18 protein-coding genes are annotated in these 24,505 nt (G+C 52.4%); 9 read left to right on the plus strand and 9 right to left on the minus strand.

The genetic code is table 11. The features are described 5' to 3' along the window. The first annotated feature begins 489 nt into the window (after positions 1-489). The 8 genes from ACZ52Z_RS20760 (at position 490) to ACZ52Z_RS20795 (ending at position 10,916) form a co-directional block, all read left to right on the plus strand. The gene (locus ACZ52Z_RS20760; RefSeq protein ID WP_464268680.1) at positions 490-2,325 is read left to right on the plus strand and encodes an extracellular solute-binding protein; all 1,836 of its coding nucleotides are present in this window, start codon (positions 490-492) and stop codon (positions 2,323-2,325) included. Positions 2,326-2,468: 143 nt separating this feature from the next. Further along, the gene (locus ACZ52Z_RS20765; RefSeq protein WP_464268681.1) at positions 2,469-3,440 is read left to right on the plus strand and encodes a nucleoside/nucleotide kinase family protein; all 972 of its coding nucleotides are present in this window, start codon (positions 2,469-2,471) and stop codon (positions 3,438-3,440) included. 845 nt (positions 3,441-4,285) lie between these two features. Beyond that, complete coding sequence (gene sucC / locus ACZ52Z_RS20770) at positions 4,286-5,443, plus strand: ADP-forming succinate--CoA ligase subunit beta (protein ID WP_464268682.1); 1,158 nt, start codon at positions 4,286-4,288, stop codon at positions 5,441-5,443. Between the two features lie 107 nt (positions 5,444-5,550). Continuing rightward, positions 5,551-6,420, plus strand: coding sequence for a succinate--CoA ligase subunit alpha (sucD, locus tag ACZ52Z_RS20775; protein WP_464268683.1), 870 nt, complete (start codon positions 5,551-5,553; stop codon positions 6,418-6,420). A 110-nt stretch (positions 6,421-6,530) separates the two neighbouring features. Then, positions 6,531-8,087: an acyl-CoA carboxylase subunit beta gene (locus ACZ52Z_RS20780; RefSeq protein WP_464268684.1), complete on the plus strand. Its 1,557-nt coding sequence runs from the start codon at positions 6,531-6,533 to the stop codon at positions 8,085-8,087. 72 nt (positions 8,088-8,159) lie between these two features. Beyond that, positions 8,160-8,360 (plus strand): hypothetical protein, encoded by a 201-nt coding sequence (locus ACZ52Z_RS20785; protein ID WP_464268685.1) that lies wholly within the window; start codon positions 8,160-8,162, stop codon positions 8,358-8,360. Between the two features lie 64 nt (positions 8,361-8,424). After that, positions 8,425-10,404, plus strand: a complete 1,980-nt coding sequence (locus ACZ52Z_RS20790) for a pyruvate carboxylase subunit B (protein ID WP_464268686.1) — start codon at positions 8,425-8,427, stop codon at positions 10,402-10,404. A 350-nt stretch (positions 10,405-10,754) separates the two neighbouring features. After that, positions 10,755-10,916 (plus strand): hypothetical protein, encoded by a 162-nt coding sequence (locus tag ACZ52Z_RS20795; RefSeq protein WP_464268687.1) that lies wholly within the window; start codon positions 10,755-10,757, stop codon positions 10,914-10,916. Positions 10,917-10,924: 8 nt separating this feature from the next. On the opposite strand, the gene ACZ52Z_RS20800 is transcribed toward ACZ52Z_RS20795, so the two are convergent. Beyond that, positions 10,925-12,331: an NAD(P)/FAD-dependent oxidoreductase gene (locus ACZ52Z_RS20800; protein ID WP_464268688.1), complete on the minus strand. Its 1,407-nt coding sequence runs from the start codon at positions 12,329-12,331 to the stop codon at positions 10,925-10,927. A gap of 340 nt (positions 12,332-12,671) precedes the next feature. Between ACZ52Z_RS20800 and ACZ52Z_RS20805 the strand changes: the two genes are divergently transcribed. Continuing rightward, the gene (locus tag ACZ52Z_RS20805) at positions 12,672-14,120 is read left to right on the plus strand and encodes a sigma-54 interaction domain-containing protein (protein ID WP_464268689.1); all 1,449 of its coding nucleotides are present in this window, start codon (positions 12,672-12,674) and stop codon (positions 14,118-14,120) included. 29 nt (positions 14,121-14,149) lie between these two features. Here ACZ52Z_RS20805 and ACZ52Z_RS20810 read toward each other — a convergent pair whose 3' ends face one another. From ACZ52Z_RS20810 to ACZ52Z_RS20845, 8 genes are all read right to left on the minus strand, one after another. Then, positions 14,150-14,944: an alpha/beta hydrolase gene (locus ACZ52Z_RS20810; protein WP_464268690.1), complete on the minus strand. Its 795-nt coding sequence runs from the start codon at positions 14,942-14,944 to the stop codon at positions 14,150-14,152. Positions 14,945-15,227: 283 nt separating this feature from the next. Then, on the minus strand, positions 15,228-16,616 hold the full coding sequence (locus ACZ52Z_RS20815) for an MmgE/PrpD family protein (protein ID WP_464268691.1): 1,389 nt from the start codon (positions 16,614-16,616) through the stop codon (positions 15,228-15,230). A 48-nt stretch (positions 16,617-16,664) separates the two neighbouring features. Continuing rightward, the gene (locus ACZ52Z_RS20820) at positions 16,665-17,429 is read right to left on the minus strand and encodes an amino acid ABC transporter ATP-binding protein (RefSeq protein ID WP_464270832.1); all 765 of its coding nucleotides are present in this window, start codon (positions 17,427-17,429) and stop codon (positions 16,665-16,667) included. Between the two features lie 39 nt (positions 17,430-17,468). Beyond that, the gene (locus ACZ52Z_RS20825; RefSeq protein WP_464268692.1) at positions 17,469-18,905 is read right to left on the minus strand and encodes an amino acid ABC transporter permease; all 1,437 of its coding nucleotides are present in this window, start codon (positions 18,903-18,905) and stop codon (positions 17,469-17,471) included. 2 nt (positions 18,906-18,907) lie between these two features. After that, entirely contained in the window at positions 18,908-20,107 is a 1,200-nt protein-coding gene (locus ACZ52Z_RS20830; protein ID WP_464268693.1) for an amino acid ABC transporter permease, read from the minus strand. A gap of 260 nt (positions 20,108-20,367) precedes the next feature. Next, a complete protein-coding gene (locus ACZ52Z_RS20835) occupies positions 20,368-21,384 on the minus strand; it encodes an amino acid ABC transporter substrate-binding protein (RefSeq protein ID WP_464268694.1) in 1,017 nt (338 codons plus the stop codon). A gap of 118 nt (positions 21,385-21,502) precedes the next feature. Next, on the minus strand, positions 21,503-22,717 hold the full coding sequence (locus ACZ52Z_RS20840; protein ID WP_464268695.1) for an NAD(P)-dependent oxidoreductase: 1,215 nt from the start codon (positions 22,715-22,717) through the stop codon (positions 21,503-21,505). A gap of 494 nt (positions 22,718-23,211) precedes the next feature. Continuing rightward, on the minus strand, positions 23,212-24,159 hold the full coding sequence (locus ACZ52Z_RS20845; protein ID WP_464268696.1) for a toll/interleukin-1 receptor domain-containing protein: 948 nt from the start codon (positions 24,157-24,159) through the stop codon (positions 23,212-23,214). Between the last annotated feature and the right edge of the window lie 346 nt (positions 24,160-24,505).

Raw genomic sequence — 24,505 nt, forward strand, 5'->3', positions numbered from 1 at the left:
GTCAATTTTTTCCTGTAAAACAACCATGCCTTACGGTGAGCTGTCTGTACAGAAACCGTCTGATTGCGTATACTGTGTAACAGATAAAGACCTGCATCAGAAAGCGTTCACCAGCGGAGCAGGCGTGAGGTAAAGACAGACGGCGCTGTCGGTACCATTGGAGGGTGCCGTGAGTAATCGGACGGTTCACAATGATCGGGACTATATTGAAGGAATGCCCTCTGGGCAGGTGCGCCGATGCGGGGTCGCTGCCCAGGGCAGGTAGGGGAGTATGCGTTTTATCGTTAGGTACATTTGTCTCGCGAAAGAACAGACAATAAGTTTAAGGCAGACTCCATGTTGTCAATGATTCAGGGGTAAGGTAGGAGGTGTGGCACCTCCGCCGGTGGAAGTGGTAAAGAGAGGCAATGGAAGGGCAACAACGGGCTGCGGCAGCCCCCGCAAGCCCAGTCAACAGAACAGAATGCAATTGAACTCAGGGAGTACGTAATGTCTCATTCCCCTATTCGTCAGTCTGTATGCCCGAGGAGTGCCCTGGGGTGTGCGGTGCTGCTGTGGTATTTGCTTGTAGCAGGAACCGGGACCGGTTTGGCCGAGCATGGTATGAGCCTTGACGGTGAACTCAAATATCCTCCTGATTTTCAACGATTTGATTATACTTCTCCTGAAGCACGCCAGGGTGGTCACCTGATCCTCCATGACCTGGGGAGTTTTGATAAGCTCAACCCGTTCACCCTCAAGGGTGCGGCCCCTCTGGGGCTTTCATCCTATGTTTTTGAGACCCTTACCGTTTCCAGTCTGGATGAACCCTTTGCCGGATATGGACTTGTTGCCAAAGATATTTTCCTGGCCGAGGACAGGAAATCGGTGACCTTCACCCTTGATGAACGTGCGCGGTTTTCCGACGGTACCCCGATCACTGCAGAAGATGTGGCTTTTTCGCTGCAGACCTTGAAAAGTGATGCTGCCCACCCATTCTACCAAATGTATCTGCGCGACATAAGCGGGGCTGAGATTCTGGAGCCTGGGAAAATTCGTTTCACCTTTTCACAGGTCAACAGGGAGTTGCACATGATAGCCGGCCAGCTGCCTGTGTTAAATAAGCGTTTTTATGAACAGCATCCATTCAACAGGATGGAGGGAAAAGGGGGGCTGGTGGCGCCGATCGGTTCCGGGCCGTATGTAATTGCTGAGATCAATCCAGGGAAATCCATTCGTTACCAGAAAAACCCCGATTATTGGGCCCGTAACCATCCAACCAGGGTTGGAATGTTTAACTTTGACTCCATAACCGTCAAGTACTTCAAAGATCAGGTGGTCAGTGTAGAGGCGTTCAAGGCAGGAGAATTTGACGTGATGTATGTCAATATTGCCAAGCAATGGGCAAGGGACCTGGTCGGTCGACGGTTTTCCAGTGGGGAGCTGGTGAAAAAAACCTTTCCTCATAAGAATAATGCCGGCATGCAGGGGTTCGTATTCAACACGAGAAAGGAGCTTTTCTCCGAACGCGAGGTCCGACAGGCGCTTGGATTGGCGTTTGATTTTGAGTGGACCAACAAGGCGCTCTTTTATGATCAGTACACCCGCAATACCTCCTATTTCTCTAATTCAAACCTGGCAGCCACTGGGCTGCCGAGTCAAGCGGAGCGTGCATTGCTGGAACCCTTTCGCGAGGTATTGCCGCCGGAGGTGTTCACGACGCCACTGAGCTCCCCCTCTACCGCTCCGCCAGACAGCCTGCGCAACAACCTGCGCAAAGCCAAAAAGATGCTTGTCGACGTGGGGTGGCGTGTGGAAAATGGAGTGTTGGTCAATGCAGACAATCAGCCTTTCCGCTTTGAAATACTGCTTGCCAGCTCGGCTTTTGAACGGGTTATGGCGGCCTATGTCAATAATTTGAAAAAACTCGGTATCGATGCGGTTTATCGTACCATCGATCCTGCGCTATATACTGACAGGATAAAAAATTTCGACTTTGATATGACCGTTGCGGTGTTCGGTCAATCGCAATCACCGGGAAACGAGCAGCGTGATTTCTGGTCATCTGCGGCAGCCGAGCACAAAGGGTCGAGAAACATTGCCGGGGTGAATAATCGGGTTGTTGACCACCTGGTCGATAAAGTAATCTATGCCGGGAGCCGCGAGCAATTGACTGCTGCGTGTCGGGCTCTTGACAGGGTCCTCTGGTATGGATACTATGTGGTGCCTAACTGGTATTTAGCCAATCACCGGCTTGCCTTTGATGCACGGCTGCGTTTTCCGCAAACCCTTCCTTTGTATTACAGTTATGAGCAATTTCTCCATACCTGGTGGGTGGAGGAGTAAAAACACGAGGAATTGGCACCTATTTTGATAGATAAGGTATATGCAGGAAGCATGTCTCCTGCCGCATCAGCATTCTCTGCACAACGCATGGCCACTGTCGGCCCTGCAGGATATATAAGCTCGGACCTTGAAAAGAGAGGCCCATGACTGTTTCAGCCCAGAAAGAAAATAAAGAACAAGAGCAGTGGATATACCTTACCGGCAAGGAGATATATCAATTTTTCCATAAGGTGAAGGGACGGCTTCAGGGGATTTCCGTGTATGCGCTGGTCGGTAAAAGCGGTACCGGAAAAAGTTTCCGTGCCAAGCTGTTGGCTGAGAAAATCGGCATCCCCTACATCGTTGACGACGGTCTGCTGATTCATGACACGACCATACTCGCCGGCAGGTCCGCCAAGCAGGAGAAGAACTATATAAGTGCCATCAAAACAGCCCTTTTTACCGATTCGGTGCATCGCGACCAGGTGGTGGAGGCCATTCAGAAACACCGAGTGAAAAAAATCCTTCTGCTGGGCACTTCCGATAAAATGGTTGCGCGAATGGCCAAACGCCTTGAACTGCCTCCTATCAGTCAGATTATCAAAATAGAGGAGATTGCCAGCAAGGAGGATATCGAGAACGCCATCAAATCGCGGTTCGAAGAGGGCAAGCATGTAATTCCCGTGCCGGCTATTGAAATCAAAAGGGACTACGCGCAGATCCTCTCTGACTCCATTCGCATTTTTTTCAAAGGGGGCAGGAGTTCCGCTGGAGTGAAAAAGGCCCGTTTTTTTGATAAATCTGTGGTCCAGCCAGACTTCCATACAGATGAAAAAGAAAAAACGCCGGGCAGGGTGCGAATTTCAGAAGCAGCGCTTACGCAAATGATCCTTCATTGCATTGACGAATACGACAGTGAAGTCGAAGTGCGCAAAATAAAGGTGAAAAGTTCCCGCTTAGGCTATGGGATACAACTTTCTGTTTCCGTCCCGTATGGGAAAACCCTTGCCGGTGGCCTTCACGAGCTGCGCAGCTACATTCAGGGCAGACTGCAGCGCTATACCGGCATTATTCTCGACTCACTCGAGATCTCCATCGATAATGTCTCCCAGAGAAAAAAGGAGTCTGAGGAGTAGACAGCATTTTATACCGATGGGCTGAGGAATATCTCTCCCGTATCTCCAGCGCTTTCAGCTCCATTGCCTTATAAGGAGTCTCTTCCGTTATTTAACCCTTGACTGGCACTTCGGAATGTTGTTATAAAACTTGAGTTTTGAGTGATTTTGGTAAGGATTGTGCTGGGCGTAATATTCGATCTTGAGGGGTGAAGACGGGGTTCAGCGTACTGGATACGTCCGATACAAAACGTTATAAGGGTAAGGAGACGTTTTGTTGATTCTCTTCGCTTGCCATAAGGTCTCTGTTTTTTTTCTCCCACGTCATTCTTTAATGATCGCTTGACTCGGAACACGTTCGCCCTGTGCGGTGAGCGTTTTTGAGTGGTTTTTTCGGATATGGCAGCGGTACAATGAGCGTTTGTGTAGGGGGAGGCACTCTGTCGTAAGGAGCCTCTACAGACGTGGGATTCCCCGGGTTTCTGCATCATGCAGAGATCTTCACTGTTTTTCTCGCATCCAATATTTTCTGAAAAAACAGTTAGTTACGGAGTTGATCCGCTTTTTTGACCACTATGTGGTGGTGCGCATTGATGCGCTACCGCAAACGGCCGCAAAGGCGTTGTCATCGCCTGCAAACTGTTGGGAAAATGTTGCATCTTTTTGAGAACCTGCTGCACAGGAAGTTAATGGCGGTTCGTTGTCATGATCGCAGGCTTGTGCATCGTAGCACGCCGCATCCATCCCCGAAAAAGCGAGTGATCGTCACTCGAGACATGGTGTAGTGGTTTTAGTAGTTGAACAACTTTACTTCTCTAGGAGACCGCCGTCGTATTACGAACGGTACTCCGCAAAAGGATGCGTCTATGAAAATTCATGAGTATCAGGCCAAGGAATTATTCCGAAAATACAATGTACCGACCCCTAATGGCAAGGTCGCTTACACAACAGAAGAAGTTGACAAAATTGCGGACGAATTTGGACTCCCGGTAGTCGTAAAAGCTCAGGTCCATGCTGGTGGGCGTGGCAAGGGCGGCGGCGTTAAGCTTGCGAAAACTAAAGAAGAAGTCAAAGAAGTAGCAGATGCCATTATCGGCATGACCCTTGTCACCAAGCAGACCGGTGCAGAAGGCAAAAAAGTAAACAAGGTGTTGGTTGAGCAGGGTGTCACCATCAAGAAGGAACTCTACCTCTCAGTTATTCCAGATCGTGAGACCGCATCTGTTGCCATCGTCTGCAGTCAGGACGGCGGTATGGATATCGAGGAAGTGGCAGAGAAAACTCCCGAGCGCATCATCACCGTGAATATAAGCCCGGCAACCGGTATTCAACCGTTCCATATGCGTCAGGTATGTTTCGGCCTCGAACTGCCTAAGGAACTGATGAAGCCGATGTCCGCGCTGGTGAAAAACCTCTATAACCTGTTTGTTGATTACGATTGCTCCATGCTGGAAATCAATCCGTTGATCATCACCGAAGAAGACGACATCATTGCTCTTGACGCCAAAATCGACGTGGACGGCAACTCCATGTATCGTCATGCTGACGTAAAAGAAATGCACGATCCGGACGAAGAGGATCCGATTGAACTCGAAGCAAGCGAGTATGGCCTCAATTACATCAACCTTGACGGCAACGTTGGCAACATCGTCAACGGTGCAGGTCTTGCCATGGCCACCATGGATATCGTCAAGATGGCGGGTGCCTCTCCTGCCAACTTCTTGGATGTAGGAGGCGGAGCAAATGCCGAAGCCATTGAAAACGGTTTTCGTCTCATCATGAGCGATGATAACGTCAAAGGTATTCTGATTAACGTTTTTGGTGGTATCCTTCGCTGTGATATCCTGGCACAGGGTGTGGTTCAGGCCGCTACCAAACTGGGGCTTTCCGTACCTGTTGTTGTCCGTATGGAAGGAACCAACGTTGAAGAAGGTCGCAAGATCCTTGCAGACTCCGGTCTTGACCTTGTCAACGCTGTTGACCTTGCTGACGCAGCTGAGAAGGTTGCGGCACTTGTAGCCTGATATCGCGAGCGCTCTTCGTTATCTCTCCAACCGAACAATGAGCAGTCGGAGAGTGAAGAAAAACTCGAGTTCAGCGGAATTAACAACCAGATTCATAGAGGAATACAATGAGCGTTTTCGTAAATAAAGACACCCGATTACTAGTACAAGGTATTACCGGCCAGGAAGGCCAGTTTCATGCAAGATCCTGTATTGCGTACGGAACCAATGTCGTTGCCGGTGTTACGCCAGGCAAAGGCGGTCAGAAGATGGACGATGTGCCCATCTACAACTCCGTAAAGGCAGCCAAAGCAGCATCCGATGCCAATGCATCCATGATTCTCGTTCCACCTCCATTCGCAGCCGACGCCATCATGGAAGCGGCCGATGCCGGCATCGAGCTCGTCGTCTGCATCACCGAAGGTATCCCGGTTATGGATATGATGCGGGTGAAAAACTATCTCGCAACCAAAACCGGCACCCGTCTGATCGGTCCCAACTGTCCGGGTATCATGACCCCTGGAGAGTGTAAAATCGGCATTATGCCCAACACCATGGGTAAGCCTGGCAATGTTGGTGTTGTTTCCCGTTCCGGAACCCTGACATACGAAGCGGTTCATCAGCTGACCTCCGTCGGCTTTGGTCAGACAACCTGTATCGGTATCGGTGGTGACCCCATCAACGGCACCAACTTCATTGACTGTCTGGAAGCGTTCGAGGCGGATCCTGAAACCAAAGCCATCGTCATGATCGGTGAGATCGGTGGAAATGCGGAAGAGGATGCCTGCGAATGGATCCAGAAGAACACCGATAAGCCTGTTGTCGGCTTTATTGCTGGACTTACAGCTCCTCCGGGTCGTCGTATGGGACATGCCGGTGCGATCGTAAGTGGTGGTAAAGGTACTGCTGAAGCCAAGATCGAAGCGATGAAGGCCAGTGGTGTACATCATTGCGAGAACCTTGGCAAAATGGGTGAGCTTTGTAAAAAAGTTTTCTGATCCTTTCATTTACCTTTTAGGCGAGGGGAGTGGCCGGTATACCGGTCGCTACCCTTGTGCTCATAGTTGAAGCACGGAATCATCACTGAATTCTGCAGCAAGGAGACAGCATGAGTAGTACAACAAAAGAAAAATTAGAAGAGCTGAAAAAGCGCAGAGCGGAAGCCCTTCTCGGCGGCGGCCAAGACAAGATTGATAAAATTCATGCCAAGGGAAAGAAAACGGCGCGTGAACGTATCAATCAACTCGTAGATCCCGGTTCTTTCGAGGAGTACGATTGCTTTAAACTGCACCGATGTGTCAACTTCGGTATGGAAAAAATCAAGTTTGCCGGTGATGGTATCGTGACCGGTTGCGGTAAGATCAATGGTCGCCCTGTGTATATCTATGCACAGGATTTCTCCGTTCTTGCCGGTTCCCTGTCCGAGACCCTTGCCGAAAAGATTGTCAAGGTCATGGAACTCGGGATGAAGAATGGTATCCCGGTTATCGGTCTCAACGATTCAGGTGGCGCCCGTATCCAGGAAGGTATTGAAGCTCTTCGCGGGTATACCGATATTTTCCTGAGAAACATTCTAGCTTCCGGTGTTGTACCGCAGATTTCAGGTGTATTCGGTCCCTGTGCTGGTGGTGCGGTATATTCTCCGGCGCTTACCGACTTTATCATCCAGGTCAAGTTACAGTCTTACATGTTCCTTACCGGTCCAAAGGTTGTTAAGACGGTGCTCAATGAAGATGTAACGGTTGAACAGCTTGGTGGTGCATCCATGCATACCACCAAATCCGGTGTTACTGACCATGGTGCGGAAAATGAAGATGATGCAATCTGGTATATCAAGACCCTGCTCTCTTACCTGCCGCAGAATAACATGGAAGATCCACCAGAAGAAGAGTGTGATGATCCAGTAACTCGTCGCTGTGAAGCGCTCAATGAGATTATCCCTGATAATCCGAATGCAGCGTACGACATGAAGAAAGTTATCAAAGAATCCGTTGATAACGGTGTGTTCTTTGAAATCAAAGAAAATTTTGCAGCAAATATTATTGTCGGTTTCGCCCGCTATGGTGGCAAGTCTGTCGGTATCGTAGCCAATCAGCCTGCTCACTACGCTGGCGTACTGGATATCGATGCATCAAAGAAAGGTGCTCGTTTTGTTCGTTTCTGTGACTGTTTTAATATTCCTGTCATTACCTTTGTCGACGTGCCCGGCTTCCTGCCTGGAACCGATCAGGAATTTGGCGGGGTTATTACAAATGGTGCTAAGCTGATGTATGCATTTGGTGAAGCAACAGTACCTAAGATCACCATTATTACCCGTAAAGCCTATGGTGGAGCCTACTGTGTTATGTCCTCCAAGCACCTCCGGTGTGACATTAACTACTCCTGGCCTACCGGTGAGATTGCGGTAATGGGTAGTAAAGGGGCCGTTGAAGTGCTTTACGCAAGAGGGGCCAAGAACGAAGAAGATCCGGCAGCATTTTTGGCGGAAAAAGAGCAGGAATACAACACCAACTTCTCGAATCCTTACTGTGCCGCTCAGCGTGGTTACATTGATGATGTTATTGAGCCGGCTGAAACCCGCTCTCGTATTATCAATGCTTTAAATACCATCAGTACCAAGCGTGACACCAACCCGGCGAAAAAACACGGCAACATTCCTCTGTAAAAGGTATCCACTTAATGGAACTCTTTTGTTCGATGGGAAATGCAGTGCTAAATCTAATCATCAAAGGGTGATATGATGGGAAAAAAAAGCAAGAAAATGGCAGCGGCTCTGGCCGCAGTAAACGCCTACCTGCAGCAGGAAGCTGAAGCAGCATATCTGGAACAACAGGCTGCAGCAGCAGCGGCGGCAAAAGCCGGTCCCAGCATGTGGGCTATCAGCGGTCGTCAGGAAATGATGACCTTCCGTAGAATGTTGCAACTCAGAGCGTTTTAATTGCTTCACTATAGATTTCTAGATTTCGAAATTTAACGACCAAGAAATAGAGGAGAAACGAACAATGAGCGACCAAGTAAAAATGACCGCCATGAATTACGATGCTGACAGGCCTGCAGCTGAGAATCCTGTTAAAGTCATGGATCTCAGTCTTCGTGACGGACATCAATCCCTGTTTGCTACCCGCGGCCGCACCGAAGATATGATCCCGGTGGCGGAACTGATGGATGAGGTTGGCTTCTGGGCAATCGAGACTTGGGGTGGTGCAACCTTCGACACCATGCACCGCTTCCTCAACGAAGATCCATGGGAGCGTCTGCGGACCCTGAAGCGCTACATCAAGAAAACCCCGTTTTCCATGCTTCTTCGGGCCCAGAACCTGGTTGGTTACCGGAACTACGCCGACGACCTGGCATTGAAGTTTGTTGAGCGTGCCGCAGAAAACGGCATGGACATCTTCCGTACCTTTGACGCACTCAACGATTATCGTAACTTTGAGACCGTTGTCAAGCAGATCAAGGCTTCCGGCAAGCATTTCCAGGGCTGTATCTGCTACACCCTGACCGAGCCCCGTCTCGGCGGCGATGTGTACAACCTTGACTACTATGTGAACAAGGCCAAGGATCTTGATTCCATGGGTGCAGACTCCATCTGTATCAAAGACATGGCCGGCCTGATTGCTCCGTATGATGCCTATGCCATCGTTAAGGCAATCAAGGAAGTGACCGATACACCGGTACATCTGCACAGCCACTTTACTTCCGGTATGTCTCCGCTGTCTCACCTCAAGGCCATTGAAGCCGGCGTTGACATCATCGATACCTGCATGTCTCCGTACGCGTATCGTACAGCCCATGCTGCAGTTGAGCCGTTTGTTATGGCCCTGCTCGGCACCAACCGCGACACCGGTTTTGATATCAAGAAGCTCGCGGAAATCAATACGATTCTGGAAAAAGAAGTCATGCCTAAATACAAGCACCTGGCTGACGATTCCAAATTCTCCATCATCGATATTAACGTTCTGCTCCACCAGACACCTGGCGGCATGTTGTCCAACCTGGTCAACCAGCTCCGCGAAATGGATGCCCTGGATAAGATTGACAACGTCTACAAAGAACTGCCGATCGTTCGTAAAGAACTTGGTCAGATTCCGCTGGTTACCCCGACCAGTCAGATTGTTGGTATCCAGACCGTGAATAACGTCCTCTTTGACGATGAAAATGAGCGCTACAAGATGATCACCGCTCAGGTAAAAGACCTGTGCTACGGTCTCTACGGTAAGACCGCTGTACCGATCGATGCTGAGGTACAGAAGAAGGCGCTGAAAGGTTACTCTCGTGGTGAGGAACCCATCACCTGCCGTCCTGCCGACGTACTTGAGCCGGAACTGGAAAAAGCTAAAGAGGAAATCGGCGATCTCGCTAAAGATATCGACGATCTCGTACTCTATGCCATCTATCCCACAACCGGTAAGAAGTTCCTCGAGTGGAAATACGGTGTGTCCGAGCCGCCGCCAGAAGTTATGCCGCTTACCATGGAGCAAGTCAAAGCCAAGGAAGCACTGGTTGCCAAGGCCAAAGCCGGAGAAGCTCTCGCTATTAAGGCCGATGCCCCTGAGAAGTCTGCAAACGTCCGCACCTTCAACGTGTTTGTTGATGGCGAATACTTCAACGTAGAAGTAGATCCGACCGGTGATATGCCTGTCATGGCTGCACCTGCTGCGGCTCCTGCTGCACCTGCTGCCAAGCCTGCTGCTGCTCCGGCCGCTGCTCCGGCAGCCGCACCTGCTGCAGCCCCGGCCGCAGCCCCGGCACCAGTTGCCGTTGAAGGCGGCACCCCGCTGACCGCTCCTATGCCTGGCCTGGTCATTCGCTACGAAGTACAGGTCGGCGATACTGTTGCTGCCGGCGACACCGTTGTCATCCTCGAAGCAATGAAGATGGAAAATGCGCTTGCCGCACCGTGTGACGGTGAAGTGAAAGCCCTTGGTTTTGCTTCCGGTGATACCGTGGTCAAAGACGCTGTTCTTGCTGTAATCGGCTAAATTGTAGCTGTGTAACACCAAAGGGGTATCCCGCGTGAGGGATACCCCTTTTTTTGGTCGGGATGACGCTCTGTCGCCTTCCTCCTCTCCGACCCGTCTATACCTCGAACTTAGTCCTCCCTCCCCCTCTCCCCACCTGTAAGCCGTCACTGCAGGATGGTGGTGGTCGCCTGCCTTTTGCACAAAGAACCGCAGCAGCGCATATGGAGAAAAGCTCTCAAGAGGGAACTTCTGGCAATCTCCTGTGTTGGCTTTACACTGGGAATTAATCGCTCAACGACCTTTGCTATACACAACAGGCGGGTACTCTTTACACGGAAGTTTGATGCCTATTTGGGCAGTGCAACAAGTTGAAATACGATTATTTTATCGTGATAAGGGCGCGGATAGCGCGTGGATTGGAGCGCATCCTGGGATGCTGCGCAGCTCCGGTGGGAAGAATCATCGACGTGTACACCCTGATGTGCTGGGTCAACGCCTTTATCCGAAAGTCGGATAAAGGCGTTGGGTAGATCTCCACTTAAGCAACCAGCAATGTTGATTGTTCACGCATGGAATGTGGAGCGAGATGCACAGCCGCATTCTCGGCTGCCAGCATGATATGGTAGGTGAGGGGAGAGGCGGTCAAAAGGGGATGGGTTGCATACTGCATGGTGGCCAGGTCTTCAGCGGTGGCCCCTGTCTGTATGGCAACGGCAATTTCATTAACCATGTCGGCTGAAGAGTCGCCTCCAAGGATATGGCCACCAATTATTCTGCCATTATCTTTTCGAAACAGGAGTTTTGCTTTCATTTCAGCTGTACATTCGGGGAGGGAAGCCGGGTGCCGATTAGGGCTTATTGCCTCTCCAACCACAACCTCAATACCTTCTTCGGCAGCAGCTTTTAGCGTCAATCCGGCAGCAGCAATGGAGGTGTTTCCCACCTTGGTGGCAAATGCCCCAAGGGCACCGCGATTTTTTCGTTTGCCAGCACTATAAAGGTTGCTGGCGGCAATCATCCCTTCACTGCTGGCCACTGAGGCAAGCCTGATGCCGCTGGGCTTTCCAGTGATAAATGAAGCTTTTGCAGCACAGTCGCCGGAGGCAAAAATATTCGGATCCTTGGTCTGCATGTATTCATCGACCAGCACCCCTTGACGGGAATCAGTCTCAAGACCGCATTTCTTCGCCAGTTCAACATTTGGGACCGCCCCGATACAGACCAGCACCAGGTCAGCATCCAATTGGGCACCATTGGTCAGTTGGACAGCTGTAACCTTGTCCTGTCCACTGATTGCCTGCACGCCGTGATTGACCATGACCTTGACGCCAAGTGTCTTCAACTCATTTTCTGCCTGGATGCAAAATTCCTCTTCACATGCCATCATCAGGCAGTGAGGGAGCATTTCAACGATGGTAACGCTGGTATCCTCAACGCCTGGCCTGGATTTGGACATCAGGGCGATCTGTTCAGCCATTTCAACCCCGATAAAACCACCGCCGATGACAACGACGTTTTTGGCTGACAGCAAAGCGCTATGCAGGGCCTGCAACCGAAGAGGATCTTTTTCAACCACAAAAACATTCTCTTTGTCGATACCCTCTATAGGCGGTACAAAAGGTTTTGATCCGGTAGCAAGAACAAGTTTTTCATATCCAAGTACAGATCCGTCTGCAAAAGAGACGGTTTTGCTGTTGCGGTGAATGTCCTCTACTTGCTGGTAGAGGATTCTAATCCCCATGCTGATGAACATCTGGTCCGGGATGATATTTTTCTCTATTTTTTTCAGCGTTCCGTAAATATAGGGGATTCCGCACGGAACAGGCGTTTGCTGTACGTTGCGAATGACAGTGACGGACTTGTCCGGGGTTCGTTTTCGCAGGGTAAGAGCAGCCATCAGGCCAGCAGCGGAACCGCCGATAATTGCAACATCTGTTTTTTTCATTGTTTACTCCCAACATTCTGTAATTGTTTTCAAAGGATATTGCTATGCATACAGATGGCACCAGGTAGTCTCTCTTTCAGATACGGCGAGAAACTTGACTTGAACAAGGAGGCCATTTGCTGCACTTCTGGTTCTCTGGAAGAAGTTTTCCTTTTTGTGTCTATCAGGAACAAACAATTTTTGTTCCATATTTGTTCACTTTATTTTATGCCGTATATCGTATCGTTTATATTGGGGAAAATAATCGGTTGACCATTGTCGCATGTGTTGCAATAGTAATTGGTTAATCAAGTAACGTTACCTTCGGTAACGGAAACGTTCCCTTGAACAGAGGGCTAGAATGTCACTCAGCAAACCGGATTTATGGGATAATAGGTTTTTCAGCCGAATCGTCGATTCCATGGCGGACGGTGTCTTTATCATGGACAAAAACGGCCGTATAGCGTCGTGGAATGGAGCCATGGAACAGATCAGCGGGTATACCGCTGAAGAAGCCATCGGGAAGACATGTGCCCTGCTTAACTGCAGCCGTTGTTTTGGTAAGAACTGCCCTGCGGATATACACAAATGCAAAGTCGTTGAACAGGGGTCCTCCGGGGCTAAGGAATGTCATCTGCAGCATAAAGAAGGGCATGACGTGCCGGTCATCAAGCACGCCAGTGTGGTTAAGGACGATGAGGGGAACGTTCTTGGCGTTGTTGAAACGGTTACCGATGTCAGTGAATTGAACCGGGCCCGTAGGAAAGCGGAAGAGGCTTCCTTGAAATTGGGAGCGATCCACCGGCTGGATAATATCATCGGGAGAAGCAGGGTTATGTCGGATGTCTTCAGGGCCGTGCGCATGGCAGCTGCCAGTGATGCCACCGTGCTGATCCATGGAGAAAGTGGCACCGGCAAGGAACTGATCGCCGGGGCAATTCATTATAACAGTGAACGGAAGGAATATCCCCTGGTGACCATGAACTGCAGCGCCCTTCCGGAAAGCCTCCTGGAGGCTGAGCTTTTTGGCCACGTTAAGGGCGCCTTTACCGGTGCAATTCATGCCCGTGCAGGAAGATTTGAGGAGGCTCAGAACGGGACCCTTTTTCTTGATGAAATAGGTGAACTCAGTCCCTTTATTCAGGTGAAACTCCTCCGGGTTGTTCAGGAACGGGAGATCGAGCGGATTGGTGAGTCGAAAAAACGGAAAATCAACCTCCGTATCGTTACGGCAACCCATAAAGATCTTCAATCCATGGTGAAGCAAGGCACCTTCAGGGAAGACCTTTACTACCGGCTGAATGTTTTTCCGATTCGAATACCTCCACTACGTGAGCGGAAGGAGGATATCCCCTTGTTGGTGAGTCATTTCATCAGGTCACTTAATACGCGAACCGGAAAACGGGTGATGGATTCCTCGCGAGAGGTGATGCGTATCTTCATGAATCACCATTGGCCGGGAAATGTGAGGGAGCTGGAGAATGCATTGGAGCACGCGTTTGTCCTCTGCAGCGGCGATAGAATTGAAAAGGAGGATCTGCCGGAGAGTCTTCGCCAGCCAAACCAAAGCACCCGTCACCCCCAGGTACCGCTATCCTCCAAGGCCAGCCGACAGCACACTCTCTCCAAGGAACAGCTGGTCGCGCTGCTGGAGGAGTGCGGCTGGAACAAGGCGGAAGTTGCTCGACGACTGGGAGTCAGCCACACCTCGGTGTGGAAATATATGAAGAAATGGCAGATTCCCCTTAGGCGACCAGAGCAGACTGCACCCAATCCCGAAGCTGGGGAGATCAATGACAGAGACGAATAGGCTCTCACCATCATGCTTGGCAGGCAGATTCATGTACCGTCCTCCAGAAACGATTGCATCTGGCTCATTAACCACAGCCACTGGTGTTCACTTAATCCCTGTCTGTCGATGATCAGGTGGTTATAGGGCGGCAAGAACGCTTTTTGACTGTTGACCGGTACGGTCCGTATCTGGTAGGCATGTACTTGTTTCTTCAGTAGTAAGCGTTTCAGGCCTCTGTAACTGATGAATTCATCGTTACTGCGCATGAAGATGCGCGTGGGGCATGGGGGGAAGGTATACTGCTGTTCTTTTCGCAGCGTTTGTTCAAGTTCAAAAAGTGCCCGGTAACCTGCGGCGGAAACACCGTTTTTATTTGCTCGGTAATATTCGGGTGAGCTTGAGGGTATGACCGGAAGGAATTTGGAGATGAGCAGAACAAGTCGTGTGTAGGGTTTGGTAACAATCGCCGGAGCAAGCAGCACCTGACGTTCAAACAGTGGTCTGGCTAGCTTGCCCTGGGCAACAATGGCTACCAGAGCGCCCAACGAGTAGGCAACAAGCAGCTGCGGGAGCAGGGGAAAGCGGGAGGAGGCCTCATGGTAACCATCAAGGAAATTCTGCAGCCATATTTCTGCATTGACATGGAACATACCATTTTTGGTTAACCCGCGATGACCCTTGAGGCAGAGCAGGTAGACATGGTACCCCCAGCTGTTTAAGGCGGGGAGCATATCTTTCCAGGAGGCAGGATGCTGGTTCAAACCGTGGACGAGCACCACCACCCCCCGAGCCGTTGCCGACGGCGTGCAATACCATTTGTTTGCGGCTGTCGGATGCTCCATGAAGGCCGACTCAACAATGGTGGGGAGTGGAACAGAGTGATTTCATACCAGGGCCTTTACTTCTTTTTTTGTAGTTGCGTTGTTGGCTGCTCAGCACCACTTGCGTTTTTTACCTGTTGTCGATCAACATAACCCATGCTGATAAGGGGCGTTACTGGCGATTTCAGCGGGCGGGGTTGACTGTCTGTGGTATGCCTCCCCTTGCCCTGTTTCCTTTTGGAACGGGTAGTCGATAATTGGTAACCTGTGGGTTGCCCCTGATTCAGGGGCTAACCCGTGGCGATCAAATGCGTTGCAGGCAGGCTGTCAGCGACCGGACATCCTTTAGCTTTTCCACCTCCAGAACAGCGGCTTTGAGCTGTTTACATTGATCTGGCGGAAGGCACCTGGAAGCCAGCGCATCGAATTTACCGATAATTCTCTCCTGGGAGAGTGGGTTCTGCGGGGCTCCTGAGGCAAAATCCACATGCCCCTCTATAACCTGGCCGTCGGTGGTGATGATACACAGGTAGGGTTCCGAGTCAAAGGGTAGTTCCGGACTTTCTATCAGCTCCACCTTGGCTGCTGCCTGGGCAATCGCTGGTGAGTGGAGGAAGGGAGGCTCGTATTCAGCGATAAAGGCTCGTCCCGTGACCAGAGCAACCGCGATGCTGTAGGGGAGGTTAAGTTGGGCCTCAAAACGGTTTGTCGGCAGGGAGGTACTCCCGATCATCTGCAGCATTTCCGGGATCAGTTTCACCTGCACTGCTGCTACCTTTTCAGGAGTGAGATCGTGGCGTGCTTTTGCCTCCAGGATAACGTCAAGGCTGCTATGGATATCCCTACAGGCAGCATAGGGTTTGATACCGCTGCGCATGATCCTGAAGAGAGTGCCAAGATTGGCGACAAGGGCTTCGGGGCGACACACTTCACGCGCATAGGTGCCCAGGAAACCACCCCATTGGGCCTCGAATACCCGGGCAGGACCAGTGAAACCGCTCTGTGCCAGGAGGGCGGCCGTAATTCCTGTTTCAGCGGCACGACCGACGGTGAACCGTTTAGACATGGCTCCGTCTTCGGTAAAGGCCCAGGTTCCGCCAGTGAAACCGCCGGCAAGGCCCAGTGCCCAGGTGGTCTGCCGGGCCGGCAGGTCAAGCAGTTTTGCCACCGCTGCAGCCGCACCGAAACTGCCGCAGGTGCCGGTGGAGTGAAAACCGTCACCATGATTGTGGGGACGGTAGCCGCCAGCGCTGTCCAGAACCCTGCGTGCCACATCAAAGCCGACGATGATGGCTTCAAGCAATGTTTTTCCCGATACCGCAGGAAAGGCCTCTGCGGCCGCCAGGGCAGCAGGTATGACCACGGCCCCACTGTGGTCGGCTCCGCCGAAATCATCCAGCTCGCGGGCATGGGCTATTATACCGTTATAGAGAGCGGCTCCATTGACCGTTCCGGTTTGCCCGGTTCCCCAGAGCGTACAGCTGCCGCGGCCCGGCGCCATATGCTCCACAGCGGTAAGCGCGGCCTTGGCCTCCGGGGTGTCAACTCCCGCCAGGGCGGCCCCCAGAAGATCCAGGAGCAGGTTGCGTGCATGGTTGACCACCTTGGAGGGTATCGTCGACAGATCAAAACCGGTGATATACTCGGCTAACTGTTCGGCATAGCTGGGGGAGTGTATTTTTCGGGGTTCCATGGCGTGCAGCAGGGGGGGCGCTCGGATTGGCGACCACAATCGGTCCGGTTAATGGGAAATGATCTGGCTGAGGAAGGCGATGGTCCGGTCGTATTGCGGATGCTTAAAAAAAGTTTCCGGGTCGTTTTCTTCGACTATTTCCCCCTCGTCCATAAACACGACTCGGTCAGCAACGGTCCGGGCAAAGCCCATCTCATGGGTTACGCAGAGCATGGTCATGCCGGAATTGGCCAGGTCAGTCATTACCTCTAACACTTCCTTAATCATTTCCGGATCCAATGCCGAGGTCGGTTCATCAAAGAGCATCACCTTGGGGTTCATGCACAGGCACCGGGCAATGGCGATCCGCTGCTGCTGACCGCCGGAACATTGATTTGGGTACTTATCCGCCAGCTGGGGAATCTTTACCCGCTCAAGGTAGTGGAAAGCCAACTCCCGGGCTTTATGCAGCGGCATCTTCAGAATCCACATCGGGGAGACGGTGAGGTTTTCCAGGACGGTCATATGGGGGAAGAGGTTAAAATTCTGAAACAGCATTCCTACATCCCTTCTCACCTGGTCAATGCGTTTGACATCATTGGTCAACTCTACTCCGCCAACAAAAATCTGTCCTTTCTGGTGGGTCTCCAGGCGATTGATGCAACGGATCAGGGTGGATTTACCGGAGCCGGAAGGCCCGCAGATGACCAGCTTTTCTCCTTTTTTTACAGATAAGCTGATATCCCGGAGCACATGAAACTCGCCAAACCACTTGTTGACCTTATCCATTACGATGATCGGATCATCGTTTTTTTGTTCACTGTTATGTTCCATAATAGCCATTTGGGACCTACGCAGAAAATAAGGAATAAATTAATGGTAACTGGTGTGGTACTTCTTCTCCAGGTGGACACTGTAGCGCGAGATGGCAAAGCAGAAGACCCAGAACACCAAAGCGGCGAAAACGTACGACTCCTTGGTAAAGCCGAGCCAGTCGGAGTCGGCCATGGCGGCTTTGGCAATGCCCAGGAGATCAAGCAGGCCGATAACCGCCACCAAGGTGGTATCTTTGAGCAGGGAAAGGAAGTTGTTTGCCAGCCCGGGGATGACCAGGCGCAGGGTCTGGGGCAGGATGATCACTGACATCATTTTCCAGTAAGGCCAGCCAAGTGCTCTGGCAGCCTCGTACTGTCCTTTGGGGATAGCCTGGAGCCCGCCGCGTATCACCTCTGCCATATAGGCGGCATAGAAAAAGGCGACTCCGACAAGTGCGCGCAACAGTTTGTCGAAGGTGACGTTTTCCGGGAGAAATAAGGGGAACATCACGCTTGCCATGAACAGAACGGAAACGAGCGGAACCCCACGGACAAATTCGATAAAGGTAATACAGAGTGTTTTAACCACCGGCAATTCGGAACGCCTGCCCAGCGCCAGCACGATGCCGATGGGCAGTGCGGTGGCCATGCCGGTCCCGGCAACCACCAGGGTGAGAAAGAGACCGCCCCAGTAGTGGGTCTCCACATGGGGCAGGCCAAGTACGCCGCCGACCAGCAGATAGAAGCAGCAGACCGGGTAAACGGTAAAGAGCAGCAGCCAGCGCCAACCGATAGTGGACAGGCGACGGATAAACAACAGTGCCAGGGTCAGCAGGCTGGCAAGGAGTCCGGCTGCGAGTGCAATATCCGTACTGATAAGGAGAGTGAACACCCCAAAGGTGAGGACGCCTGCCAGCACTCCTCCCATGGCGCGCACTGCAAGGGTCTGCAGGGCGGCTCCTGCCGGCGCCACCATGGATTGGTGGCTGGAAAGCGCGCCCAGTGCCAGAGGGGTGAAATAATAGAGCGCCATGAACACGCCCGGCACCATGCCATACAGCCAGAAAACGAGCGCTGTCCCTATGATGCCAGAGAGGCTTTGACGCACAGTCCCTTTCAATATACCGGAGGCCAGAATCGGAATGAGGTTAAAAGCCAGCACCAGCAGTGCCAGGTTTATCCGCCAGCGTTCGGGCTCCGGATAAAACCCATAAAGAAAAACTCCCATGCGGACGTTGATAAAGGTCCAGCATGCCCCTGCCTGGCCGTCTGCGGCTGCTGCATCGCAGACCGCGCGGGAATCCCCGAGCCACGTCGCTTCAATGAGCGTCCAGCGAAGGAATGGGGGAATGGTCAGGTAGAGGGCTGCACAGCCGAGAAGAGTCAGGCAGGTGTTGAACCAGTTGGAGAAAAGATTTTCCCTCAGCCAGCCGATAATTCCTGTGGTGCCTTCGGGCGCGGGTTGGGCGACCTTTGGTGTCCACTTCTGTGCCATGTTCACCTCTCCTGGCCGCGAAGGGCAATCTTGTTATTGTACCAGTTCATGAGAAAGGAAATCGCCAGGCTAATGCTCAGGTAGACCGCCATGGTAAGGGTGATGATCTCCACCGCCTGGCCTGATTGATTGAGCGCCGTCCCGGCAAAGACGTGCACCAACTCCGGGTAGCCGATGACCACGGCCAGGGAAGAATTTTTGATCAGGGTGAGGTACTGGCTGATCAGCGGCGGGGTAACGACACGCATTGCCTGGGGAATGATGATGAGCCGATACATCAGGCCGGGCCGATAGCCAAGGGCAAATGCTGCCTCGCGTTGCCCTTTGTCCACCGCTAAAATGCCGGAGCGGACATACTCTCCGATAAAGGTAGCTGAGTAGAGGGTGAGAGCGAGCCACAGGGCGATCAGCTCGGGCAGCACCGTGATGCCCCCGGAAAAGTTAAAGCCGCGAAGAGTCGGTATCTCCCAGTGCAGGGGTGACCCGGTCAGGAGAAAGGTGATGAGCGGGCACCCCAGGGTAATGGCGCAGCCAAGCAGATAGGCGGGAATGCGTTTTCCGGTTTTTTTCTGTCGCTGCCGATTCCAGACGATCAGCATGCAGGAGACCAGAAGGCCGATAGCGGCGGCGAGCAGGGTGAGGCCAAATCCCGGCTCAAGCTGGGGTTTGGGGATCTGCAAGCCGCGATTACACAGAAAAAAAAGGCCATTGAATTGAAGCGCCTGTCGGGGACCGGGCAGAGGAGCGAGAATGGCCAGATACCAGAACAGGACCTGCAGGAGCAGCGGGATGTTACGGATGATCTCGGTATAAGCCGCAGCCATACGAGATACCAGCCAGTTGTGGGAGAGACGGATAACACCGAGAAAAAAACCGAGAATGGTGGAGAAAAAGATGCCCAGAACCGAGACCAACAGGGTATTGAGAATACCCACTACCAATGCGTCGGCATAGGTGCTCTTGCTGGAATATGGAATCAGGGTCTGGCTGATGTCAAAGCCCGATGGTTCTCCCAAAAAACCGAAACCAGTGGTAATGCCTGCCTTGTTGAGATTCTGCCCGATATTGAAGAGAGCATAGCCAGCTACGATGAGCAGGAGGAGCAGCACCAGGGCCTGGGCCATCCAGGCACGAACCCGGGTGTTGTGAAAAAAACGTACAGCGGCACTGGTTTGCCCGCGCTCCTTGTCAGTCTGTTGCATTGGTGTCCAGTCTGCGGTTTTTAGTTAGGCCTGCATCCGAGGAGGCCAGGGGCCGGAAGTGTATGCGCTGTCTGTTGTCAGCAAATACCGATGTGCTTGAAGCTGCAACTCAGACTGCTCCGGCTGCCCTGGACTGTCGTGAGCGGATGCTGGCTGTGATTGGTGGAAACGGCGTACGTACAGGAGGAACCCTCCACCACCGCAATAAGACGGCTGCGGTGATGGAGGGTATGCACTACCACACGCTGAACCGTATACAGTCAGCGAATGGGCGGAGCATAGAGCAGGCCGCCTTTGCTCCACAAGGCGTTAACGCCTCGTTCCAGCCCCAGGGCGGTATTTGGCCCCACATTGCGTTCATACATTTCGCCGTAGTTGCCCACGTGCTTGATAATTCTGTAGGCCCAGTCTTTGGTGAGGCCAGTATACTGACCGTAGTCTGCGGAAACACCGAGCAAACGTTTTATTGCAGGATTCTCTGACTTGAGCATTTCGTCAACATTTTTCGAGGTGACTCCCAATTCCTCAGCATTGATAAGAGCAAACAGGGTCCAGCGAACGATATCGCTCCACTGCTGGTCACCCTGGCGTACCGCCGGTCCCAGAGGTTCCTTGGAGATGACTTCCGGCAGAATAAGATGGGCATCGGGGTTGCCAAGGGTGGTACGGCGGGCGGCAAGACCAGAGGTATCTGTGGTGTAGACATCGCAGCGGCCGGAATCGTAGATAACGGTCGCCTCATCGGCGCTCTCGTAAACCACTGGTTTGTAGGACATCTTGTTGGCGGTAAAATAATCCGACAGGTTTAACTCGGTCGTCGTACCGGACTGGGTACAGACGCTGGCGCCGTCAAGTTCGCGCGCGCTTTTGACGCCCAGCTCTTTTTTGACCATAAAGCCCTGGCCATCGTAGAAGAGGACGCCGACAAACTCGAGGCCGAGCTTGGTGTCGCGCTGGTACGTCCAGGTGGTATTCCGGGTGAGGATATCGATCTCCCCCGACTGGAGGGCGGTAAAGGCTTCTTTAAAGGCCACCGGGGTAAAACGTGCCTTAGTGGGGTCATCAAAGATGGCTGCGGCCACGGCTCGGGCAAAGTCCACATCCATGCCTGTCCAATGCCCTTTCGCATCCGGAGCGGAAAAGCCGATAACTTTCCCGGAGACACCGGCATTAACATACCCTTTTTCCTTCACTGCATCCAGGGTGCCGGCCCAACTGGTGGACACCATTGTAGCAACGGCTGCAGTAATAACAGCAAGTGATCTCAATGATTTCATATTTCTCCTCTTATTATGGTTGTGATTACCGGTACCCGGAACGGACACCGCACAAGTCGCCGAAGTCATCCTTCGGCAAAACAGCTGAGGTCTCCCACTCCCTCTGCAGTGCTTCAGCCTATTCACCATCAACATAGTCCTGCAGGTAGCGGAAGTGGGTGGTAAGCTCACCGCCATCAGCGATGGTGGCACGGGCGATGATCGATTCCTCATCCTTGCCAAGCAGTGGCGGCATCACGCTGGCGACAAACTGGTCGCCAAAGCTGATGGAGGCATCGCGGGCCAGCTCACAGGGGAGGTTGTCCACGGCCATGACTGTTATATTGCCTTCATCGGACAAGGGGGGCTCCACCTCGTCATCGCAGGGGTTATAATCATACAGCGGCTCATCAATGGTGCTCGGTCGCTTGGTCGAGGGAATCGACCCCTCGATATCGCAGGTGATATCAGCGATGACGCTGATTTTGAAGTCGTCCTCCAGTATATCCTTTCGCTCAAACAGTACCGGCGCCTGGGGATCCCAGAAGGCGGAGGCCAGCAGGATATCGGCAGTGCGGCAATAGTTCAAAAAGTTGCCTTCGTACAATTGGGGTGTCTGATAGAATTGTCTTCTGCTGAACTCGGCGCCATCGGCACGTTGATTGTAATTCCTCGCGTTCAGCTGGCAGAAGACCGGGAAATCAAAGAATTCATCAAGAAACTGGCGCGGCGTCACTTTGCGGATGCCCATTCCTATAAGAACCTCCATGGCCCCCTTGGCAACCCGGCCACCGCCGGTTAACACTATCTTTACCGGCGGCAAACGCACTTTGGTGAACTCTGTTTTAAGGTCCTCAAGGTCAAAACACGTATGAGCCCTTCGCAGGTGAAAAAGGTTATACCGTTTGCCGTATGCCCAGATGCCGTTGTAGGCACCGACAATACCGGCCCACCTGCCAAAGGCGATAATTCGTTTACGGTCAGGCGTGGTCAGTGCTTCATAATCGATCAACCGTATTTTTTTCCGGAGAATATCTTGGAGCAGTCCCCGGTTGTAGGGTTGCTTCTTGATGGTATGGCTGAAAAAGAAATAGGTTTTCTCCGGGAGCAAGGCATCCAGCGGCACCTCTTTGACCCCGATGATGACCTGGCAGTCCTCCAGGGAGTCCGCCACAGGTATACCTTCATTGATATAGTCCTGATTACTGAAGCATCTGATGTCGCTTTGTTGAGCAACAATTTCCACCCCAGGAAAGCGTTCCATAACCTGCCGGGCATGTGCCGGGGGCAGGGCAACCCGTCTGTCGATCGGTACTTTGCCTTCCCGAATCAGGCCGATTTTTACAGTTGTCATAAGTTGTATCTAGTAAACGGTGTTGGTAAAAAAGTCTCGGTTATTGGTTGAAGTGCGGCCTCTGTTGCGTTTACCGTGGCTACGGATGAGGTCGGCCCTGCATGCGCAGCACTGTACACGCAAGGGCGGGATCGCTCAGGGCATCGCTAAACCCCCCAGCGGGTTTGACGCATCAGGTAATCCCGCATCTGCTGGCGTCCCAATTTTTCACCGTCACAGATGGGGGCACGTTTTCCGATCTATCCGGCTGCATCCCTGGTCGCTCTCTAGCGCCGGCAAAGGCTTGTCTTTTCCATGAAGCTTAGTGCACTTTCTCCGCTGGAATGTATACCCTGCACGGTCAGCAATCAAGTAATATATTGGATGCATTAGCGATTATACCCGCATCTGTGCGCGTCGAAGACCATAAAGAAGCACAGCAGGGAGGGGGAGGGAATGAGGCTGGCAATCAGGGTTGTTCACGGTTGAATGATTGAGCAACGAAAAAGTGCTGGTCAGGGTTTAATGCCGGTAATGCCCCATTCCAGTCTGTCCATGCTCTCATCGGTGAGGCCGTTGCGCAGGTCCACCCACGTCAATTCCTGCAGGAAGAGGGGCAGCGGAGGGCGGACAGGAGCGCCGGGCAGCAACACCGGGATCACCGCCATATCCCGTTTGATAAACTGGGAAAGACAGGCCCGCATTTCAGGAACTTCCCACGGCCCCAGGCCATCTCTGCCAACCAGGACAACAGCCGTGCGTGAAGTTTGGATAATCTTTTCCAGTTCCTGCTGCCAGGGCCGGCCTGGCACCAGCTGGTCCTCGTCCAGCCAAACTCGTATTCCTCTGGCCTGTAATGCAGCGGCTAATTGACGGACCGTTGCCTTGTCGTTGCTGTTGTGACTGAGGAAAGCGTCAAACCGCTGCACATCAGGGGTGACAAGAGGGCTGGGTGTTTTTTTGGGTTGTCGTCGTGCTGCGTACCCAGCCACTCCTTTGGCCAACTTGACCGTGGCCGGTCCTGTCAATGCTCCCAGCATGCCGCCAAAGAGCATGAACAAACCGAACCACGCCAGTGGCGGAGCCATTTCCTGCATCTGGGGATTGGAGGAAATGTAGAACAGGGAGAGCGCGGCCAGGGGCACGCTGCCGCCGATGAACCCGCCCACCATGGGTGTTTTGGTGGTGATCGCTCCGATAACGGTAAACCCTCCGAGCACAAAGAAGAGCGGGGTGAGGAGCATGGAAAAGGGAAAACGCATGGAAAAGGCCAGCAGCGCCCACGGTACGCTGTACACAATCCACCCTGTGATCAGGAGCGTGAGGGCCTGGGCAATCCGCACTGGTATGCCTGCCGACCGTGCACCGAGTACGTCCGGGGTGTAGGCCACCGTAAACCCGATCTGAAGCAGAGCGATGAGCGCCAAAATGCCCATATGTTCCATTTGATCGAGCCATACCATGGTGTCTGCGTAGCTCCTCTGCAGGTAGAGCGGTGGATTGCAAAAAAACAAAGCTGTTTACAGGGTGTTTGTTTTTTGGCCCTTTGCTTACAGCAAATGGTAGTACATGCCCCACCAAATACCACGAAAAACTTTGTCTTACGCTTTTTAGCGTTCAGTTGGTTGCTATGTGAAGGAGGATTTTCCCGCTTGGGGAAAAGATCGTGTGGGAGAGAGGAAAAGTGTAGGTAATACTGAGCAGCTATTGGTGCATATTCACCAGGGTGATAGTTTATATTTGAAGCTGCGGCGGTGGGCATGGGAGAACGGTATGCGCGAAACAAAGCAGCGAACCGAAAAGAACTGT

Source organism: Desulfogranum aggregans, from assembly GCF_055398265.1.

Coding starts and splice junctions, on each gene's coding strand:
- ACZ52Z_RS20760 (WP_464268680.1), top strand. CDS start 490: ATGTCTCATTCCCCTATTCGTCAGTCTGTATGCCCGAGGAGTGCCCTG.
- ACZ52Z_RS20765 (WP_464268681.1), top strand. CDS start 2,469: ATGACTGTTTCAGCCCAGAAAGAAAATAAAGAACAAGAGCAGTGGATA.
- sucC (WP_464268682.1), top strand. CDS start 4,286: ATGAAAATTCATGAGTATCAGGCCAAGGAATTATTCCGAAAATACAAT.
- sucD (WP_464268683.1), top strand. CDS start 5,551: ATGAGCGTTTTCGTAAATAAAGACACCCGATTACTAGTACAAGGTATT.
- ACZ52Z_RS20780 (WP_464268684.1), top strand. CDS start 6,531: ATGAGTAGTACAACAAAAGAAAAATTAGAAGAGCTGAAAAAGCGCAGA.
- ACZ52Z_RS20785 (WP_464268685.1), top strand. CDS start 8,160: ATGATGGGAAAAAAAAGCAAGAAAATGGCAGCGGCTCTGGCCGCAGTA.
- ACZ52Z_RS20790 (WP_464268686.1), top strand. CDS start 8,425: ATGAGCGACCAAGTAAAAATGACCGCCATGAATTACGATGCTGACAGG.
- ACZ52Z_RS20800 (WP_464268688.1), bottom strand. CDS start 12,331: ATGAAAAAAACAGATGTTGCAATTATCGGCGGTTCCGCTGCTGGCCTG.
- ACZ52Z_RS20805 (WP_464268689.1), top strand. CDS start 12,672: ATGTCACTCAGCAAACCGGATTTATGGGATAATAGGTTTTTCAGCCGA.
- ACZ52Z_RS20810 (WP_464268690.1), bottom strand. CDS start 14,944: ATGGAGCATCCGACAGCCGCAAACAAATGGTATTGCACGCCGTCGGCA.
- ACZ52Z_RS20815 (WP_464268691.1), bottom strand. CDS start 16,616: ATGGAACCCCGAAAAATACACTCCCCCAGCTATGCCGAACAGTTAGCC.
- ACZ52Z_RS20820 (WP_464270832.1), bottom strand. CDS start 17,429: ATGGAACATAACAGTGAACAAAAAAACGATGATCCGATCATCGTAATG.
- ACZ52Z_RS20825 (WP_464268692.1), bottom strand. CDS start 18,905: ATGGCACAGAAGTGGACACCAAAGGTCGCCCAACCCGCGCCCGAAGGC.
- ACZ52Z_RS20830 (WP_464268693.1), bottom strand. CDS start 20,107: ATGCAACAGACTGACAAGGAGCGCGGGCAAACCAGTGCCGCTGTACGT.
- ACZ52Z_RS20835 (WP_464268694.1), bottom strand. CDS start 21,384: ATGAAATCATTGAGATCACTTGCTGTTATTACTGCAGCCGTTGCTACA.
- ACZ52Z_RS20840 (WP_464268695.1), bottom strand. CDS start 22,717: ATGACAACTGTAAAAATCGGCCTGATTCGGGAAGGCAAAGTACCGATC.
- ACZ52Z_RS20845 (WP_464268696.1), bottom strand. CDS start 24,159: ATGGTATGGCTCGATCAAATGGAACATATGGGCATTTTGGCGCTCATC.